Raw genomic sequence first — 19,393 nt, 5'->3', positions numbered from 1 at the left:
TATGTCTAATTTAAAAACTTACTCTTTTTGGCAATCTCCATCATATTCTGAGAATATCCCCCCCTATATACTACTTGGATTAGCTTCAGCTAGAATATTACTAGGTGAACGTTTTGAAGTTTTAAATCTAAATACAATTAAACAATATCTAGATTTATCTTTATTTAAAGATAAAATTTGGCAATTTAGAAATGAATCTGATGAAAGAAAAAAAGAATTAATGTCTATTATAGCAAAATCTGACTATATAAGGATGGCTTTAATCGAAAAAGTTGGAGGTGTATGGATTGATGCAGATACAATAATTATTGGAGATTATACTGAACATCTAGATTCAATAACCGAAAATAGTAAATTAATTTGGTATACAGAACAGTTTTTCTCTGCAGATAAAAACAATTTGCTCTTACAAAAAGCATCAAATAATATGCTTGAGGCAGATTATCAAACATGGGGAAATCCTGGATTAATTAAAAATTTAATATCTGATAATCCAGAAGAAATAAAGAAAATACCCTATGATCTTATAGACCCAAAATATGTAGAAAAATATCAATATGCTAGCAGAGATATTATGTTATCAGATAAGATTGATCCAAAGGAATTCTTATTAAATAACAAACAATGTATATTAATACTATATAATACTCCTTTTTCTCAAACACATTGGGCAAAAATGACTTGCGAAGAATTTTTAGAACAAAATATTTTATTATCTAAAATATTCTTACATATTAATCCATCTAAAGAGCTCTGGATAGAAAAAGTTCAGGATATTTTAAAAATGATTAATGCTTAAATTTTAAACCATGAAAAAAATAACCATAGCAGGTGCAGGTTATGTCGGTTTATCTAATTCCATATTGCTTGCACAATATCATCAAGTAACATTAATTGATATTAATCAAAAAAGAATTGATCTTATTAACCAAAAGAAATCGCCTATTTCGGATAATGAAATTGAACATTTCTTAATGAAAAAATCATTAAATTTAACTGCTTGTATCGCTCCTCAAACAGCCTATCAAGATTGCGAATTTGTTATTATTGCAACACCAACAAATTACGATCCTGATACCAATTATTTTGATACTTCTAGCGTAGAAGCAGTCATTCAAACTGTATTATCTATTAATCCACAAGCAACGATGATTATAAAATCTACCGTGCCTGTAGGGTTTACTGAAAAAGTAAAAATAAAATATCAGACAGAAAATATTATTTTTTCGCCTGAATTTCTCCGAGAAGGAAAAGCCCTGTACGATAATTTATACCCTAGTCGTATTATCGTCGGAGAAATTTCAGAAAGGGCAAAAATATTTGCTAATTTATTAAGTCAGGCAGCAATTAAAAAAGATACCCCCATATTGTTTGTAAATAATACGGAAGCAGAAGCTATTAAACTTTTTTCTAATACTTATTTAGCAATGAGAGTGGCCTATTTTAATGAGTTAGATACTTATGCAGCAATACACGGATTAGATACAAGACAAATCATTGAGGGGGTTGGCTTAGATCATCGTATAGGTAGACATTATAATAATCCAAGTTTTGGCTATGGCGGCTATTGTTTACCTAAAGATACAAAACAATTATTAGCAAATTACGACAAAGTTCCACAAAATTTAATTAGGGCAATTGTAGATTCTAATGATACCCGTAAGAACTTTATTGCAGATGATATACTAAAGCGACAACCTAAAACAGTTGGTGTATATCGATTAATTATGAAGTCAGGTTCAGATAATTTTAGATCTTCTTCTATTCAAGGAATTATTCGCCGATTACAGGCAAAAGGTGTGGCTGTCGTTATCTATGAACCTACATTAGATGGGAATGATTTTAATGGGATTGAGGTGATTAATAATATTGATATATTTAAAAAAAATGTAGATATTATTATTGCAAATAGAATCACACAGGAATTAAAAGATATTTCCAATAAAATCTATACCCGAGATATCTTCGGTATAGATAGTTAGGCATCTATGTTTTTTAAAAAGAAGAAGCTTAATATACAACAGCTTGCAATGAGTAATTTATCTATTGAATTGCAAGCTGATTTACTTTGTCAGCAAAATTTGTACTATTCAATTTTGAATAATACAAAATTATCTGATAGTTATGCTTATATTATCGCTTTAGCCGCTACGGGAAAGAAGATAGAAGCCATTCAGCAACTAACACAATTTGAGAAAAAAACTGATTTTGAAAAATATCGATTAAAACTACTAAAAGGATTATTACCTTTTTTACCTCATATTTCTTTTAGCCTATTAGACTCTCATATTTTAAAAAAAGAAAAATTACTTGTTACAAGTTTATTATCCTTTCTTAATAAAAAAAATGATTTAGCACCTATTCTCCAAAATTTATCACTAGAAGATAAAAAAAAACAACCTGAGTTTTTCTTAATAGAAAATCACGCTGACCTAAAACCACATGAGAAATTAAATAATATTAACTTATATTTAGGCGTTCACTCATTGCTTCCGATAAATCTAATAAATAGTGAAAAGTGTTTATATATTAATAATATACGATCAGAAAAAATAAAAAACTTTGAAAATAATAAGGCATTACCTTTAGTCAGTATATTGGTTACCGTGTACAATCGAGAGAAACTCATTAAAAATTGCTTATTATCACTTATTTATCAATCATATGAAAATAAAGAAATTATAGTTATTGATGATGCAAGTTCAGATAATTCAGTCAATATTATAAAAGAATTAGCACAAGTTTATTCTCAAATAAAACTTATTGAGTTAAAAAATAATGTTGGAACATTCATTGCTAAAAATATTGGAGCAAAAAGTGCAGTCGGAGAATTTATAACATGCCACGATTCTGATGATTGGGCACATCCTCAAAAATTAGAAAAACAAATAACACCTTTACTCAATAAACCAAATCTTATTGCAACTTTCTCTAAATGGATTAGGTTAACCGAAACTGGAAGCCCTTATTCCCGATTTATTAGCCCTATAACTCGATTAAACCCATCTTCTGCACTATTTAGAAGAGAGCTTGTCGAACAATCAATGGGATTATGGGACTGTGTTAGAACAGGGGCTGATAGCGAATTTAATCAAAGACTTAAATTAAATTTTCCAAATAGGACACTTAATGTAAATTTACCGCTGACATTAGGAAGCCATCATCCCGATTCGCTAATGAATACAGAAGAAACAGGTTATATTTCCGGGGTATCCACCCAACGTCTAGAGTATTGGGAAACATGGAATAAATGGCATATTCAATGCTTAAAAGAAAATAAACTTCCAAAGTTACCTGTTTTTGATATATACACTATAAAAAATAGATGAAAAACATATTAACTTTTTCAAAAGGTATTTTAAAAATAACTTATCTCCCCTTATTCCTGCCTGAATACCATATTCAGGCATCTTCCTGTTTACCTTGGAAAAATAAAAAAGCAGATCAAGTGTTGGGTTGGGGATTACGTCCATCCACTCGTAAAGCCAGAGCCTATGCGAAAAAGCATAAGTTATCTTATGTCGCGTTAGAAGACGGCTTTCTCCGTTCTCTAGGGCTTGGTGTACAGGGTTATCCGCCGCTTTCAATAGTAGTAGATAATGTGGGGATTTACTACGACACCACTCGTCCGTCGCTATTAGAGCAACTTATCCTTGAAACGGAATTAACCGAGGAGCAGGAAAATGAGGCTATTCGGACGATTTCGTTGATTCGGGAACACCGTTTATCCAAATATAATCATGCTCCTGAACTGACTGATATCCCCAAATGCTCAATAGTGTTAGTTATTGATCAGACTTTTGGCGATATGGCGGTTAAATACGGTCAGGCGGATGCAAGCCATTTTGAGCAAATGCTTAATTCCGCAATTTCAGAAAATCCGCAGGCTGAAATTTGGGTGAAAACCCACCCTGATGTGATCAGCGGTAAAAAGCAAGGCTATTTAACTAAACTTGTACAAAATGCCCCCAATGTACGTTTATTTAGCCAAGATGTCAGCCCATTGTCCCTATTGAATATGGCTGCAAAAGTGTATTGCGTAACATCACAAATGGGTTTTGAGGCATTACTATTGAATAAACAGGTCATTACTTTTGGTATACCTTGGTTTGCCGGATGGGGGCTAACCGATGATCGCCACATCAATGCTATTCCGCTATGCCAAAGTTCTCGCAGAAAAGTGCGGTCAATTTTAGCGCTGTTTTATGCCGCTTATTTTCGTTACAGTCGTTATATTAATCCGCATACAGGCAAGGCCGGCACAATATTTGACGTAATTGATTATTTGATTGAAGCGAAACGACACGATACTTACCTGAAGGGTGATTTATATTGTGTCGGTATGTCGTTATGGAAACAGGCTGTTATCAAACCGTTTTTTAGGTTCCCCAATTGTCGATTGCACTTTGTATCAAATCTGACTAAGTTACAACACCTCCTCGCGAACCAAGCGATTACCTCAGCAAAATTATTGGTGTGGAGTGAGGGAAAAGAGAAGCTGACGGAATTTGCAACGCGACATCAACTCCCTATTTTACGAATGGAAGACGGTTTTATCCGTTCCGTGGGATTAGGCTCAAACTTGGTTTCGCCGTTATCCCTGGTCGTAGACGAGCTTGGTATCTATTTTAATGCTCAAAAGCCGTCTCGTTTGGAAAATATTCTGCAAAATAAAGCCTTTAGCTCTCAGGATTTAGAGCGTGCCGAGCAATTACGCCAAGTATTAATCCAATCCCATATTGCTAAATATAATGTCGGTTCATCAGATTTTTCTGTGCAATCGAACGGTCTAATTGTGCTTCTTGTCGTAGGGCAAGTGGAAGATGATGCCTCTATTCGCTTTGGTTCTCCGCAGATTACCGATAATTTTACGCTGCTTAAAACCGTAAGAGAGAGAAATCCAAATGCCTACATCATCTATAAACCTCACCCCGATGTGGTCAGTGGCAACCGTAAAGGGAATATTCCCGAATATCAAGCTCATCAATTTGCTGATAGAATAGCTACTACAGCGAATATTTTAGATTGTATCAATCAAGCTGATGAGATACATACAATGACATCCTTAGCCGGATTTGAAGCGCTTTTGCGCAACAAAACAGTTCATTGCTATGGATTGCCGTTTTATTCGGGTTGGGGATTAACCGTTGATTATTTAACGATACCGCGCCGAAGCCGTAAACTCAGCCTACACGAGCTTATTGCGGCAACGTTGATTTACTACCCGCTTTATTTTGATCCCAATCAACAGCGCTTAGTCAATGTAGAGCAAGCTGTTTGTTATTTAAAACAACTGAAAGCCACACAGGGAAATGCCAATATTCATCGAACTTGGTTTGAGAAGCAGTGTGGAAAACTAAAACAACTATGGATAGCGCTAAGATAAAAGATAAAAGATAAAAGATAAAAGATAAATGAACCATAATCTTGATGAATTAATTAAATTATCGAACCGTATTTTGCTATTGCAAGGCCCGGTCGGCTCTTTTTTTACCGATTTTGCCCACTGGTTGAAAAACCAGAATAAAACGGTATTTAAGTGTAATTTTAATGCCGGCGATGACTATTTTTACCCAGAATCGGAAGGCAATGTTTTTGGCTTTCGAGATAAATTAGAACATTTTGCAGACTACTTAGCCCGACTTTGCCAAACATATAAAATTGATAATATCGTTTGCTTTGGCGATAACCGAAAATATCACAAAATCGCAAAACTCATTTCAAATCAATTGCATATTCATTTTTGGGTGTTTGAGGAAGGTTATTTCCGCCCTGATTACGTGACTTTTGAAAAAGACGGAGTAAATGCCTTTTCTCCTCTCCCCAGAAATGCTGAATTTTTTCTTTCCCACGCGGCGAAATATCAATTAGGTATTAAGAAACCGCAACCGCTTGCCAAAGGGTTTATCCCTATGGCAAAATGCGCCTCTTTATATTATTTGATGGCAAATTTGGGAGCAAAACACTACCCCGACTACCAAAATCATAAACCCTTCAAACTAGGTTATTACACTAAATTATGGTTAATCTCAGGATTAAAACGAATTTATTACGCCATACACGATAAAAGGTTTGCTAAAAGGGTAGAAAAAGGCGAATTTGGCGATTTTTTTATTTTGCCTTTGCAAGTCTATAACGATAGCCAAGTACAGATTCACTCGGATTATCTGAGCATAAAGGATTTTTTGTGTGAGGTCTTAGAATCTTTCGCACAGCACGCTCCGCATCAACTCACATTAATCGTCAAACACCATCCAATGGATCGTGGCTTTACTGATTATTCTGCAACCATTAAAGATTTTTGTAAAAAATATCCTTATTTAGTCAATCGAATTTTCTACATTCACGATGTACCAATGCCGTTTTTTCTCCGTTACGGTAAAGGAATGATTACGTTAAACAGTACATCAGGTATTTCCGCACTCTTGCATAATATGCCGGTAAAAACATTAGGGCGGGCAAACTATGATTTTGCAGGGTTAACCCACCAAGGAAGCCTTGAAGAATTTTGGTCTAAACCACAAGCGCCGAATGGCGAGCTATTTGATGCTTATCGAAAATATCATCTTAATAAAACTCAAATAAACGGCAGTTTTTATAATAAAGTGCTTCTTTCTACTCAAATTAGCCGTCAATCATAAATAAAAGTGCGATCAAAATTGATCGATTCCCAACAAGTTAGATTTATTTAATTTTTAGGTTGTTTAGTCTAACTTTTTGGGACAGATCAATTACTTTGGGTGTTCAGGTTATTGATCGGATTCGTCTTCTTCCGGCTTATCTTCTTTCATCTGTAATTCTTGCTGAAGATCTTCCAACGATTTGCCATTGATAAAGTACCCTTTTTCATTTTTTTCAAGGGCCAATACATAATCCTCTCTCTTTTCTTCAAAAGCGGCGGATAATTTGCCTTGTGGTTTTACGGTTTCTAATAAAAATAATCTCCACAATGGACTTAATGATTTGATTTCTCTTGCTTTTTCATTTGTGTCATCAATCAGCATTTTATCGATCGCAAGATTGAGGGAGCCCTCAAGATTATTCAAAAAAAACGCACTGGATTCGTTTTTTTTCTCGCCTTCCTGTGCCTTACTCACAATACTATTTACTTTTAATTTAACGGGATAGGCTTGGGTTTCAGGAAACGTATTAACGGCTACGGTAAGGGTCGCATTATCGATGATTAAATCCAAATTTTTTAACTGATTTTCATCATATTTATTGCGTGTTTCTTGGCTTAAATACGCCTTACAGATCGGCTCAAAAGGGAAGTGACAAAATGCGCTTTGGAGATAGGTTTTGTAATGATTTTGCCTAATCGGTAATGAAAGAGCAATATCCTCAAGCAGTATTCCTTCTGGTGGTAATCCCAGTTTTTTTACATTTAGTGTGATATTTTCATTATATTGATCATTTTCCAATGATTCATTTTGTAAGCGAAATTCGACCTCATTGGTAACGAGTTTGTCACTATTAAAAGTTTGTAAAGTGAAGTCAAATACTGTATTGCCATGGAATTCTTTTGCCCATTTATTTTTTAACACCAGTAATTTGGTATTATCTTTCGTTGGCGCATTTTTCACGGTTAGGGCATCTAAAAAGAACGGTACGAAGGCAAGTTCATTCATTAAATTGTAGCTATTTAATTGTCCTGATAATTTTCCACCTTTCGCTTCCCATTTGATCGTCTCGTTTTCTTGCATTTGTCTTACACTTTCAACATTAAGCACGACATTTACGTTTACCCCGGCAAGATTACGATTATCTAATTTCAATCTGGCTTCACCGTTTTTCAAATTGAAATAAGGTTTTTGGTTTTTCGGCGCATTAACCGAAAGTACGGAAAGTTTTGCGTCAAATATCTCGTTCAGCGTGATAGCGGAAAGTAGTGCGCTAACACTTTCTTTTAAATTCTTATTGACACTAATTTTTTTAAATTCATTATAAAAATTGACCGCACTTGGTACACCTTGTTGATTCAACGTGATATTTAAACCGCCAAATATCGTTTGGCTTTCTTCTGTGGTGCGATTTTTATTGGAAACACGTAAAATATCACTACTTAGCCTTGTGATTAAATCACGTTTTTCCGCATGCTCCTCTTTCTTTTTATTAAATTTATAGGTGGCGTTTTTTAATTGTAAACGTGTATTTTCACCATTTAATAAGGCTAATTCGGCATTTTCTGCGGTTAATTCAATATTGGTTAAATCATATTGGCTTGCACTTAAAGAGGTAAAATAAACCTTCCCCTCTACATTTTTTAATTTACTCTCGTTATCATAGTTAAAACCGGTCAAATCACCTTTCAATTCAATATCTCGCTCATTCAAGAAATTTAATGAAAGCGTCATCTGTTGCGGTTTATTGGCAAAATCCCGAAACTCCGTCAAAATATTGGATTGTAAATAATCGCCTACCGGTGAAAATTTGCTATTAATTGTATTTTTATCAATTGTAATATTTAAATCTTTATTTAATCTTCTCACAAATTGATCAGAAAATTTGGATTCCGCTGTAATAAAGAAAGGTAAAGTTGTTAATTTAGTGGAAATAATCTCAGCATTTTGTTCATTATTATCTTTTACACTGAATATTAAATCGCGGCTAAAAAAGTTTTTATGACTTTCAGTAATCTGTAATGTTGCTTGATTATCCAAAGAATAAGGGAATTTTTGTAATACCTGATCCACTTTATGATTAGTATAAATTTGCGCACCTGCGCCAGCGATAACGAGTATCGTAGCGAGGGTTAAGGTGATTTTTTTTCTTCTACTCATATTTCCCCCAAGTCAATATTGAGAACAAGCAAGAAAATGACCGCACTTCGTTAAAGTGCGGCCGAATTTTTATGGGTTTTAACCTAAGATTTTATCTAATTCTTGGCTGACAGCTTCTACTTTTTGTGTGCCGTCTAAGCGGAAATATTGTGTGTTGCCCGCTTTCGCTTCTGCTTGATAGTAATCCACTAGCGGCTGGGTTTGCTTGTGATAAACCGCTAAACGATCTAACACGGTTTCCGGTTTATCATCGGCACGGATGATGAGGTCTTCACCGGTAACATCGTCTTTGCCTTCCACTTTCGGCGGATTGTAAACAATGTGGTAAGAACGCCCTGAGGCTTGGTGCACACGACGACCACTCATGCGTTCCACAATCACTTCATCCGGTACGTCAAACTCTAACACATAATCAATTTTTACGCCTGATTCTTTCAAAGCATCGGCTTGTGGAATGGTACGAGGGAAACCGTCTAACAAGAAACCGTTTGCACAATCCGGTTGGGCAATGCGATCTTTCACTAATGCCACGGTTAATTCATCCGGTACTAATTTTCCTTCATCCATCAACGCTTTGGCTTGTTTGCCAAGTTCAGTGCCTGCTTTGATTGCCGCACGAAACATATCTCCCGTTGAAATTTGTGGAATGCCAAATTTTTTCATAATAAATTGCGCTTGTGTGCCTTTGCCTGCACCCGGTGCGCCTAAAAGAATAATTTTCATAGAAATCTCCATTAAATCAATGTAAATAAACTTGGGTAAGATACTGATAAAGCGAAGTGCGGTCAAACCTTTTATAGGTTTTACCACACTTTTTCACTACGCAAATTTTTTCTCATTCCAAGGCGCAACCCAAAACAAACAAATCATACCCGGAACCGCTAAAAATAAGCATAGCCAAAAATAATCATAATAGCCTACTGCCCCCACAACATAGCCTGAAAGCATTCCCAATCCTTTACTTGGTAATGCGGAAAGACTGGTGAAAAGCGCCAGTTGGGTGGCGGTATAAAGCGGGTTCGTTTCACGTGCCATAAAAGCGACAAAGGCTGCGGTACCAAGCCCCACGCCAATATACTCTGCTGCGATAACAATACCTAGTCGCCATAATTCGGTAGAAGTAATGATGTCAAAATGACCAAATTTTGCCAACCAAATAAACCCGCCAATGGTCACCATTTGTACAAAACCGAATAACCATAAGGCACGGTTAATCCCCAGTTTTAACATCATGACTCCGCCGGCTAGCCCGGATAAAATGCTTGCCCAAAGGGAGGTACTTTTCACTACCAGTGCAATGTCTTCTTTGCCAAATCCCATATCGTAGATAAATTTGGTTTGGAGTGTTGTGGCAAAGGAATCACCAAATTTATATAAAAATAAGAACAGTAAAAAACCTATCGCTTGCGCCACACCTTTACGTTGGAAAAACTCTTTCAAGGGAATCCAAAAAGCTTGGTAAAAAGGCTGATTGTTTTCTGGAGCATCAATCTTGGGTTCCTTGGCGAGGAACAATGTCATAAAAATCCCTATCAACATACAAAGTGCGGTCCATAAAAACACGATTTTCCATGGATAAATTGTGGCAAGATAAAGGGAAAGTCCACCGGGAATTAAACCTGCAATACGATAGGCATTAATGTGGATGGTGTTGCCTAAGCCAAGTTCGTGGTCACTTAAAATTTCACGGCGATAGGCATCAAGTACGATATCTTGTGTAGCCGAAAAAAATGCAATGAATAACGCAATATTGGCAACAATACTTAACTGAGAGATAGGATCAAAGAGGCTGATAGCATAAAGTAAGGCAAGTAAGATCACTTGAGAAATCAGAAGCCAACTTCGGCGACGACCTAAAAAGCTCGGGAAATAACGATCTAACAAGGGCGCCCATAAAAATTTTAACCCATAAGGCAACATAACGCCGGTCACTGCCCCAATTAATTCGACAGAAAGTTTCTTATCTGTCAGCCAAACCGGTAACATTTGTAATAAGACAAATAAAGGCAAGCCGGAGCTGAAACCGGTGAACACGCAAATCAACATCTTACGTGTAAAAATTTGGGAAGAAAGCGAATTTGCTATATTTGGCATATTAAAGTGCGGTCAATTTTAATGATGTTTTAATGGCACCGGGTTTTACCCGTGCCACCATAAAGCAATATTTTTCGGAAAACCTAATCTTTGTATCCTTGTGGATTATTTTTCTGCCAATTCCATGTATCTTTCATCATTTGCTCCAGATCACGTTCTGCTGTCCAGCCTAGTTCTTTTGCGGCTAAACTCGGATCCGAGTAACAAGTGGCAATATCCCCCGGACGGCGATCCACCAGTTTGTAAGAAATTTTAATATTGTTGGCTTTTTCAAAAGCGTTCACCATATCCAATACTGAATAACCTTGCCCGGTGCCAAGATTATAAATATGTAAACCCGTATCATCTTCATGACGCTGAAGCGCTTTTAAATGCCCAATGGCTAAATCTACCACGTGAATGTAATCACGTACGCCTGTGCCATCGTGAGTGTTGTAATCGCTACCGAAAACAGAAAGTTGTGCCAGTTTACCAATCGCCACTTGGCTAATATAAGGCAATAAATTATTTGGAATCCCGTTTGGATCTTCGCCGATTAAACCGCTTGAATGTGCGCCTACCGGATTGAAATAACGCAAAATCGTCATACTAAATTGAGGCTCGGCTTTTGCCACATCACGTAAAATTTGCTCAACCATATACTTTGATGTGCCATAAGGATTGGTTGTGCCGCCCACTTCGCAATCTTCGGTAATAGGAATAATTTGGGGATCACCATACACGGTAGCGGAAGAACTAAACACAAAATTCCATACTCCCGCTTTTTTCATTTCTTGTAGCAATACCACTGTACCGGCAACGTTATTCATATAATATTCCGCCGGTTTTTGCACGCTTTCACCCACCGCCTTTAAGCCGGCAAAGTGAATCACTGAATGAATGGTGTTTTCAGAAAAGATTTTTTGCAGTAATTCACGATCTAAAATATCCCCCTCATAAAACTTGACTGTTTTACCCGTGATTTGTTCGACACGCTCAAGGGATTTCGGTGATGAATTACAAAGATTGTCTAATACCACAACCTCTTTGCCTGCATTTAATAATTCAACAACCGTATGCGAACCGATATATCCGGCACCGCCGGTAACTAAAATTGCCATCTTTAACTCCTTTTCATCAACTTAGAATTGTTGCTGATTATAGCACTATTTCATCTCAAAAAACGGATCTATTTTGACCGCACTTTTATGTGATCTTCGTCACAGAACTATTTTTTGGCACTAGCATTATTTTTTATTGAAGTATATAAAATAGAAATAATTCTTTAACATGAGTATTACAAATAGCTATGAATCAACTTATTTCTCAACTGACAAACATTGTAGGAAGTCAATATATCATCACCGATCCTTCAAAAACAGAAGCTTATCGTAGCGGCTACCGTTTCGGCTCAGGAAATGCTGTCGCCGTCGTTAAACCTGCAACCTTACTTGAATTTTGGCAGGTGTTAAAAGTTTGTGTAGAACAGGATGTGATTATTATTAACCAGGCTGCCAACACAGGATTAACCGGAGGGTCAACGCCAAATGGCAATGATTATGATCGTGAAATTGTTATCATCAACGCCATGAGAATTGATGGTATTCAATTGATTAACAATGCCTCTCAGGTAGTTTGTTTGCCGGGTTCTACTTTAAATGACTTAGAAAATAAATTAAAACCTCACGGGCGTGAGCCTCATTCTGTGATAGGTTCTTCTTGCATTGGCGCTTCTGTTATCGGGGGGATTTGTAATAATTCAGGCGGTGCATTAGTTCAGCGTGGGCCGGCTTATACGGAAATGGCACTTTACGCCCAGTTAAATGAGCAGGGCGACTTGGAACTAAAAAATCATCTCGGCATTGATTTAGGCACTACACCGGAAGAAATTTTAACTAATTTGCAAGGACATCATTATCAACAGAAAGATATTATTCAGGATTGCGGAAAAGGACATGATCACCGCTATTGCAATCATGTTCGTCAAGTTGATGAAAACTCTCCGGCCCGTTTTAATGCAGACCCAGCCCGTCATTATGAAGCCTCCGGTAGTGCGGGTAAATTAGCGATTTTTGCGGTGCGTTTAGATACATTTCCATTAGAAAGTGAAACCGCCGTTTTCTATATTGGGACTAACCAAACAGAGGTTCTTAATGATATTCGCCGTCAAATGTTAGCAAATTTTGAACAGTTACCGATTTCGGGCGAATATATTCATCGAGATGCCTTTGATGTTGCCGCCAGTTATGGAAAAGATACGTTTTGGGTGATTAAAAAATTTGGCACACACTGGTTGCCTAAGTTATTTGCCTTAAAAGCGAACGTTGATCGCCTAAGTAAGAAAGTTTCATTTTTACCACGGCATTTAAGCGATAAATTTTTACAATTGCTTTCAAAAGTGTTACCGGAACACTTACCAAAAAGTTTATGGCAATATCGGGATCGCTATGAACATCATTTAATTATTAAAATGGGCGGGCAAGGTGTGAATGAAGCTCGTATCTTCTTAAAAGATTATTTTAGCGATAGTCAAAAAGGCGGATATTTTGAATGTAATTCGGTAGAAACACAAGCGGCAATGCTACATCGTTTTGCCGTTGCTTCAGCTGCTGTCCGCTATCGTGCCATTCATGAGAAAGACGTTGAAGATATTGTCGCGCTTGATGTTGCATTACGTCGTAATGATAAAGAATGGTTCGAGAAATTGCCTAAGGAAATAGATGAGCAAATCAGTCATAAACTTTATTACGGGCACTTTATGTGCCATGTGTTCCATCAGGATTATATCGTTAAGAAAGGATATGACTGTATAAAATTAGAACATGATATGCTGAAATTACTTGATCAACGGGGCGCTCAATACCCTGCCGAACATAATGTCGGTCATTTATATGAAGCGAAACCGGAGTTACGTAAATTCTACAAAGCATTAGATCCTACCAACAGTTTTAATCCGGGTATTGGGCAAACCTCAAAGAAAAAATATTGGGCTGAATAATATTCATATCAGCACACGTGAAGGTATGTATTAATCCACATAAAAAAGAAGAGGCAGCTTATAAGCTGCCTTCTACTCTATATCAAGGACTACCTGTTGGATTCAGTCCTTTTCTATCAATATTAAAAATTAACGCTCATTCCAACGTTTGATTGATTCACGAATCACTTCTTTCGCTTCTTCAACATCGCCCCAGTGTGTCACTTTTGTGCTACCCGGTTTTTTCAAGGCTTTATAATTGTTGAAATGAAATTCAATTTGTTTGATTAACTGAGCCGGTACATCTGCAAGGCTGTTGTAAGCATTGCCGGTGTCACGATCATCCGCCGGTACGCAAACAATTTTATCGTCCACTTCACCATCATCCACGAATTTCATCACACCAATCACTTTAGCTTGAAGGAATACGCCTGTTGCAAGCGGTTGACGGGTCAGTAATAACACATCTAATTCATCGCCATCTTCATCAAGTGTTTGTGGAATAAAGCCATAGTTGGTCGGTTTTGCAAAAATTGCCGGTTCAACTCGATCTAATTGGAATGCTGCAACTTTACGGTTCCATTCGATCTTATGACAACTACCTTCTGGAATTTCGTTTACAACGTTGATGATTCCTGCATCCACATCACCCGGAGTTAAGATTTGATTAAAATCAGCCATTGTCTTTCCTTATTTTTGATTGAGTTAAAAACGGCGGAAGTATAGCAGTTTTTAGATGATTTTGTCGCTCTAAATTTTCATTCAAAAACGACTGCACTTAGCTACGCAAACGTTTACATCTTATCTTGTTTAGGTAAAATAACGCCCTTTCATTCTGACTTATCTTTAGAGGCAATATGTCTAATTTAGAAAAAATCTTTGAACTCCAAAAACGGGGTTCAACCATTCGTCAAGAAATTATTGCAGGTTTAACCACATTTCTTGCGATGGTATATTCTGTGATTGTGGTACCTAATATGCTCGGTGCAGCAGGTTTTCCCGCTGAATCTGTATTTATTGCCACTTGCTTGGTAGCAGGTTTAGGGTCGATTCTAATCGGCCTATGGGCAAATGCCCCTATGGCGATTGGTTGTGCGATTTCCCTTACAGCCTTTACCGCATTTAGTTTGGTGATTGGTCAAGGTGTTTCTATTCCTGTTGCGTTAGGGGCGGTATTTCTAATGGGGGTAACCTTTACTCTCATTTCAGCAACGGGGATTCGCGCTTGGATTTTACGCAATCTACCTTCCAGTATTGCTCATGGAGCAGGAATCGGTATTGGTTTATTCTTGCTTTTAATTGCCGCAAACGGCGTAGGATTAGTGGTGGGCAATCAAGCCGGTTTACCGGTTAAATTGGGCGATTTCACCTCATTCCCGGTTATGATGTCATTAATTGGTTTAGCCTTTATCGTTGGCTTGGAAAAAATGCAGGTAAAAGGCGGGATTTTATGGGTGATCATTGCCATTACGATTATTGGTCTCATTTTTGATCCCAATGTAAAATTCAACGGTGAAATTTTCAAAATGCCAACCTTCGGTGAAAACTCCTTATTCTTACAATTAGATTTACAAGGTGCATTGCAGCCAGCTATTTTACCTGTGGTTTTTGCTTTAGTGATGACCGCAGTCTTTGACGCGACAGGTACTATCCGAGCGGTGGCAGGTCAGGCTAATTTATTAGATAAAGACGGGCAAATCATCAATGGGGGGAAAGCTTTAACTTCTGATTCTGTCAGCAGTTTATTCTCTGGGCTATTTGGTACGGCACCGGCAGCTGTCTATATTGAATCGGCAGCCGGCACCGCAGCAGGCGGTAAAACAGGGATTACTGCTGTTGTAGTAGGAATATTGTTTTTATTTATGCTTTTCTTTCAACCTCTTGCATTTTTAGTACCGGGGTATGCAACCGCTCCGGCATTAATGTATGTGGGATTATTAATGCTAAGCAACGTGAGCAAATTGGATTTTGATGATTTTGTCGGGGCGATGAGTGGGTTAATTTGTGCGGTATTCATTGTACTCACCGCTAACATTGTTACCGGTATTATGCTTGGTTTTGCCACATTAGTGATTGGTCGTATTGTGAGCGGTGATTTTAAACGCCTCAATATCGGTACAGTATTAATTGCTGTGGCATTAGTTGTTTTCTATGCCGGTGGTTGGGCTATTTAGTTCACAAGCAAAATTGATAGAAAAACGACCGCACTTTTAAAAGTGCGGTCAATTTTTAGAAAGATTTTAAGTAAAAATTAGGCGACTTAACTAGCCGCCTAAATTGAAATTACTGATTGTTTTGAACGTAGTCAATCGCAGATTGAACAGTTGTGATTTTTTCAGCTTCTTCATCTGGAATTTCAATATCAAATTCTTCTTCTAAAGCCATTACTAATTCAACTGTGTCTAAAGAATCCGCACCTAAATCTTCAACAAAAGAAGCTTCAGATTTAACATCTTCTTCTTTAACACCTAATTGTTCAACGATGATTTTTTTTACGCGTTCTTCAATACTCATTTGTTTTTCCTATGTTGTCATAACTCATTACTGAGGGTTAGTAGTGTATGGATTTTTGACAACCTTGCAACGCTTTCGTTAGTGGTCGCACCACAAAGGGCGAGCAAGCAAAAATACATACAGAAAAAATAGTTACATACCTTTACAATACATATAAAGCGTAACCAAATTAGGTTGCGGGGCAGATTTTAACATTATCTAAAATCTTTGGCTATGATTTTATATGTGAAATCTGCCGCGACAAAATAGCAAATTCCAACGAGGAATTAGTTCATATATAAGCCACCATTTACGTGCAATGTGGTGCCCGTAATATAAGAAGCATCATCCGAAGCTAGGAACGCCACTGCCTTTGCAATATCCTTTGCTTCACCTAAATGACCAGCCGGTACATTAGCAAGAATTCCCGCTTTTTGCTCTTCAGTTAATACATCCGTCATATCTGTTGCAATAAATCCCGGTGCAACCACATTCACAGTAATACCGCGAGATGCCACTTCTTTCGCTAATGCCTTCGAGAAACCAATCACACCCGCCTTAGCTGCACAATAATTAGTCTGTCCCGGGTTCCCCGTTGCTCCCACCACAGAACCAATATTGATGATACGTCCAAAACGCTTTTTCATCATAGAACGTAACATCGCTTTAGAAAGATGATATACCGAGCTTAAATTGGTTTGCATAATATCAAACCATTCATCATCTTTCATACGCATGAGTAAATTATCACGCGTAATCCCCGCATTATTCACTAAAATATCAATATCACCAAAATCGTTCTTAATTTGTTCCAGTGCAGCTTCAATAGAGGCTTTATCTGTGACATTTAATACTAAACCTTTGCCTTTTTCACCTAAATAGGTAGAAATCGCTTCTGCCCCTTTTTCAGAAGTTGCCGTCCCGATAACAAATGCACCTTTTGATACCAGTTCTTCTGCAATTGCACGGCCAATCCCCCGTGTTGCACCTGTTACTAAAGCAATTTTGTTTTGCATTTTTTCTCCTTTCATTACGCTAAAAATTCTTCAACGCTATTGAGTGAGACAAGATCATTCACCGATATAGCTTGTAAATCACCGACAATACGTTTAGTTAAGCCGTTTAATACTTTACCCGGCCCAATTTCTATTAGAGCTTGTATGCCATCTTGCGCCATTTTTTCTACCGTTTCTGTCCAACGTACTGGGCTATAAAGCTGACGGATAAGTGCGGAACGAATGGCTGAAGCTTCAGATTCTATCGTAACATCCACGTTATTAATCACAGGAATTTCAGATGTATTCAACGTGATCGTTTCTAAAGTTGTGGCTAAGGTCTCTGCTGCCGGTTTCATCAATGCACAATGTGATGGCACACTCACTGCTAATGGTAAGGCACGTTTTGCCCCAGCTTCTTTACATAATGCAGCAGCACGCTCCACTGCCGCCCTTGCACCGGCAATCACCACTTGGCCCGGTGAGTTAAAATTAACCGCAGACACCACCTCACCTTCTTCAGCTTGCTGACAAGCATTGATAATAGCTTCATTATCCAAACCAATGATGGCATACATTGCACCGGTTCCTTCCGGCACGGCTTTCTGCATTAATTTGCCACGCAATTCCACTAATTTAATCGCATCTTGAAAATCTAATACACCTGAACAAACTAAAGCTGAATATTCACCTAAACTATGTCCCGCCATTACTGTCGGTTTGTAATGAGGGTATTTTTCTTGCCACACACGATAGATCGCAACGGAGGCGGCCAAAAGTGCCGGCTGAGTTTGCCATGTTTTATTAAGTTCTTCGGCTGGGCCTTGTTGAACGAGCTGCCATAAATCATAGCTTAGTACCTCAGAGGCCTGTTTAAATGTATCGGTAACGACAGGATATTCCGTAGCAAGTTCAGCTAACATTCCCACTGCTTGCGAACCCTGACCAGGAAATACCATTGCAAATTTTTTCATTCTTTTTTCCTACTTTATTTTAAATTGAAATATTTCTTTGATAAAAATTAGTGTACGCGATAGCTGATGTAAAAAGTGCGGTCAAATTTAACCGCACTTTCCAATAATTCTACGGCGATTCTAACAGAATTATCAGAAACGCACCAACGCAGAACCCCAAGTCCAACCGCCACCGAAGGCTTCTAATAATAACAGCTGTCCACGTTGAATACGTCCATCACGTACCGCTTCATCTAATGCTACCGGCACGGTTGCCGCACTGTTATTCGCATACTTATCCAGCGTAACAACCACTTGAGACATATCCATTTCCAGTTTTTTTGCCGTTGCACTGATAATGCGTAAATTGGCTTGATGTGGCACAAGCCAATCTAAATCTTTTTTATCCAGATTATTTGCCGCTAAGGTTTCTTCTACGACATTAGAAAGTTCACGCACTGCAAGTTTGAAGGTCTCATTACCTTGCATTTCAATATAACCGGATTTTTCAACACCACGCTCAGCTTGTGGTAATACTAAAGCGTTATGTTTATCTGCAGAGGCGTGTAAATGCGTTGAAATAATCCCTTCTTTTTCACTGCCTTCTAAAATCACGGCACCAGCACCATCACCAAATAACACAACAGTGCTACGATCCGTTTCGTCTAATTTACGGGAATTAAGATCAGAACCGATCACTAACGCTTTTTTTACTTTACCTGTTCGGATAAATTGATCGGCCACACTTAATGCATAAACAAACCCCGTACAGGCGGCGGCTAAATCAAAAGAAATGGCATCATCAATCTCCAACATCCCTTGGATTTGACAAGCGGCACTCGGGTAAGCATGGGAACTACTCGTAGTGGCGACAATAATAAGATCAATATTTTGAGGATTAATCTCAGCACTTTTAATGGCATTTTTTGCTGCTTCAAAACCCATTGTCGCAACCGTTTCGTCCTCTGTGGCAATACGACGCTCACGAATGCCCGAACGAGTTACAATCCATTCGTCTGAGGTATCAACCATTTTTTCAAGATCCGCATTTGTACGGATTCTGCTTGGTAAATAACTACCGGTAGATAAAATTCTGCTATTCATAATTAATAAGTTAAGTCA

16 protein-coding genes are annotated in these 19,393 nt (G+C 37.7%); 7 read left to right on the top strand and 9 right to left on the bottom strand.

Annotation, left to right across the window (positions count from 1 at the left end; all coding sequences use genetic code 11):
* Window position 1 precedes the first annotated feature (1 nt).
* Genes E4T92_RS09985 through E4T92_RS09965 form a run of 5 tightly spaced genes read left to right on the top strand, consistent with a single transcriptional unit; the run spans window position 2 to window position 6,641 of the window.
* A complete protein-coding gene (locus E4T92_RS09985; protein ID WP_135094592.1) occupies window positions 2–799 on the top strand; it encodes a capsular polysaccharide synthesis protein in 798 nt (265 codons plus the stop codon).
* 10 nt (window positions 800–809) lie between these two features.
* The gene (locus E4T92_RS09980) at window positions 810–1,982 is read left to right on the top strand and encodes a nucleotide sugar dehydrogenase (protein WP_135094590.1); all 1,173 of its coding nucleotides are present in this window, start codon (window positions 810–812) and stop codon (window positions 1,980–1,982) included.
* A gap of 6 nt (window positions 1,983–1,988) precedes the next feature.
* Window positions 1,989–3,329 (top strand): glycosyltransferase family 2 protein, encoded by a 1,341-nt coding sequence (locus E4T92_RS09975; protein ID WP_135094588.1) that lies wholly within the window; start codon window positions 1,989–1,991, stop codon window positions 3,327–3,329.
* A complete protein-coding gene (locus tag E4T92_RS09970) occupies window positions 3,326–5,386 on the top strand; it encodes a capsular polysaccharide biosynthesis protein (protein ID WP_135094586.1) in 2,061 nt (686 codons plus the stop codon). The genes E4T92_RS09975 and E4T92_RS09970 overlap by 4 nt, the downstream gene beginning before the upstream one ends.
* A 28-nt stretch (window positions 5,387–5,414) precedes the next feature.
* A complete protein-coding gene (locus E4T92_RS09965; RefSeq protein ID WP_135094584.1) occupies window positions 5,415–6,641 on the top strand; it encodes a capsule biosynthesis protein in 1,227 nt (408 codons plus the stop codon).
* Window positions 6,642–6,749: 108 nt separating this feature from the next.
* On the opposite strand, the gene E4T92_RS09960 is transcribed toward E4T92_RS09965, so the two are convergent.
* From E4T92_RS09960 to galE, 4 genes are all read right to left on the bottom strand, one after another.
* A complete protein-coding gene (locus tag E4T92_RS09960) occupies window positions 6,750–8,780 on the bottom strand; it encodes a hypothetical protein (protein ID WP_135094582.1) in 2,031 nt (676 codons plus the stop codon).
* A 78-nt stretch (window positions 8,781–8,858) separates the two neighbouring features.
* On the bottom strand, window positions 8,859–9,503 hold the full coding sequence (adk, locus tag E4T92_RS09955) for an adenylate kinase (protein ID WP_135094580.1): 645 nt from the start codon (window positions 9,501–9,503) through the stop codon (window positions 8,859–8,861).
* A 96-nt stretch (window positions 9,504–9,599) separates the two neighbouring features.
* Window positions 9,600–10,826 (bottom strand): MFS transporter, encoded by a 1,227-nt coding sequence (locus tag E4T92_RS09950; RefSeq protein ID WP_194199168.1) that lies wholly within the window; start codon window positions 10,824–10,826, stop codon window positions 9,600–9,602.
* Window positions 10,827–10,957: 131 nt separating this feature from the next.
* Entirely contained in the window at window positions 10,958–11,974 is a 1,017-nt protein-coding gene (gene galE, locus E4T92_RS09945) for a UDP-glucose 4-epimerase GalE (protein WP_135094578.1), read from the bottom strand.
* A 182-nt stretch (window positions 11,975–12,156) separates the two neighbouring features.
* On the opposite strand from galE, the gene dld reads away from it, so the two are divergent.
* Window positions 12,157–13,851 (top strand): D-lactate dehydrogenase, encoded by a 1,695-nt coding sequence (dld, locus tag E4T92_RS09940; protein ID WP_135094576.1) that lies wholly within the window; start codon window positions 12,157–12,159, stop codon window positions 13,849–13,851.
* Between the two features lie 129 nt (window positions 13,852–13,980).
* Here dld and E4T92_RS09935 read toward each other — a convergent pair whose 3' ends face one another.
* Entirely contained in the window at window positions 13,981–14,511 is a 531-nt protein-coding gene (locus E4T92_RS09935; protein ID WP_077543082.1) for an inorganic diphosphatase, read from the bottom strand.
* Window positions 14,512–14,687: 176 nt separating this feature from the next.
* Here E4T92_RS09935 and E4T92_RS09930 point away from each other — a divergent pair, with 176 nt between their 5' ends.
* Window positions 14,688–16,004, top strand: a complete 1,317-nt coding sequence (locus E4T92_RS09930; protein WP_135094574.1) for an NCS2 family permease — start codon at window positions 14,688–14,690, stop codon at window positions 16,002–16,004.
* 109 nt (window positions 16,005–16,113) lie between these two features.
* Here the strand turns inward: E4T92_RS09930 and acpP are convergent, their stop codons facing one another.
* The 4 genes from acpP to E4T92_RS09910 form a co-directional block, all read right to left on the bottom strand.
* Entirely contained in the window at window positions 16,114–16,344 is a 231-nt protein-coding gene (gene acpP / locus E4T92_RS09925; protein WP_005627318.1) for an acyl carrier protein, read from the bottom strand.
* Window positions 16,345–16,610: 266 nt separating this feature from the next.
* On the bottom strand, window positions 16,611–17,339 hold the full coding sequence (gene fabG / locus E4T92_RS09920; RefSeq protein ID WP_135094572.1) for a 3-oxoacyl-ACP reductase FabG: 729 nt from the start codon (window positions 17,337–17,339) through the stop codon (window positions 16,611–16,613).
* 14 nt (window positions 17,340–17,353) lie between these two features.
* On the bottom strand, window positions 17,354–18,292 hold the full coding sequence (gene fabD / locus E4T92_RS09915; protein ID WP_135094570.1) for an ACP S-malonyltransferase: 939 nt from the start codon (window positions 18,290–18,292) through the stop codon (window positions 17,354–17,356).
* 132 nt (window positions 18,293–18,424) lie between these two features.
* Window positions 18,425–19,375: a beta-ketoacyl-ACP synthase III gene (locus E4T92_RS09910; RefSeq protein WP_135094568.1), complete on the bottom strand. Its 951-nt coding sequence runs from the start codon at window positions 19,373–19,375 to the stop codon at window positions 18,425–18,427.
* Between the last annotated feature and the right edge of the window lie 18 nt (window positions 19,376–19,393).

The sequence above is a fragment of the Pasteurella sp. WM03 genome (assembly GCF_004570945.1).
Taxonomy (GTDB): Bacteria; Pseudomonadota; Gammaproteobacteria; order Enterobacterales; family Pasteurellaceae; genus Rodentibacter.
This window is presented reverse-complemented; position numbering and strand designations above follow the sequence as displayed.

What these genes read in the sequence shown, in the direction of transcription:
- E4T92_RS09970 (WP_135094586.1), top strand. Translation starts at nt 3,326, where the DNA reads ATGAAAAACATATTAACTTTTTCAAAAGGTATTTTAAAAATAACTTAT.
- E4T92_RS09950 (WP_194199168.1), bottom strand. Translation starts at nt 10,826, where the DNA reads ATGTTGATTTGCGTGTTCACCGGTTTCAGCTCCGGCTTGCCTTTATTT.
- E4T92_RS09935 (WP_077543082.1), bottom strand. Translation starts at nt 14,511, where the DNA reads ATGGCTGATTTTAATCAAATCTTAACTCCGGGTGATGTGGATGCAGGA.
- galE (WP_135094578.1), bottom strand. Translation starts at nt 11,974, where the DNA reads ATGGCAATTTTAGTTACCGGCGGTGCCGGATATATCGGTTCGCATACG.
- fabD (WP_135094570.1), bottom strand. Translation starts at nt 18,292, where the DNA reads ATGAAAAAATTTGCAATGGTATTTCCTGGTCAGGGTTCGCAAGCAGTG.
- E4T92_RS09985 (WP_135094592.1), top strand. Translation starts at nt 2, where the DNA reads ATGTCTAATTTAAAAACTTACTCTTTTTGGCAATCTCCATCATATTCT.
- E4T92_RS09965 (WP_135094584.1), top strand. Translation starts at nt 5,415, where the DNA reads ATGAACCATAATCTTGATGAATTAATTAAATTATCGAACCGTATTTTG.
- adk (WP_135094580.1), bottom strand. Translation starts at nt 9,503, where the DNA reads ATGAAAATTATTCTTTTAGGCGCACCGGGTGCAGGCAAAGGCACACAA.
- E4T92_RS09960 (WP_135094582.1), bottom strand. Translation starts at nt 8,780, where the DNA reads ATGAGTAGAAGAAAAAAAATCACCTTAACCCTCGCTACGATACTCGTT.
- E4T92_RS09980 (WP_135094590.1), top strand. Translation starts at nt 810, where the DNA reads ATGAAAAAAATAACCATAGCAGGTGCAGGTTATGTCGGTTTATCTAAT.
- E4T92_RS09910 (WP_135094568.1), bottom strand. Translation starts at nt 19,375, where the DNA reads ATGAATAGCAGAATTTTATCTACCGGTAGTTATTTACCAAGCAGAATC.
- acpP (WP_005627318.1), bottom strand. Translation starts at nt 16,344, where the DNA reads ATGAGTATTGAAGAACGCGTAAAAAAAATCATCGTTGAACAATTAGGT.
- E4T92_RS09930 (WP_135094574.1), top strand. Translation starts at nt 14,688, where the DNA reads ATGTCTAATTTAGAAAAAATCTTTGAACTCCAAAAACGGGGTTCAACC.
- fabG (WP_135094572.1), bottom strand. Translation starts at nt 17,339, where the DNA reads ATGCAAAACAAAATTGCTTTAGTAACAGGTGCAACACGGGGGATTGGC.
- E4T92_RS09975 (WP_135094588.1), top strand. Translation starts at nt 1,989, where the DNA reads ATGTTTTTTAAAAAGAAGAAGCTTAATATACAACAGCTTGCAATGAGT.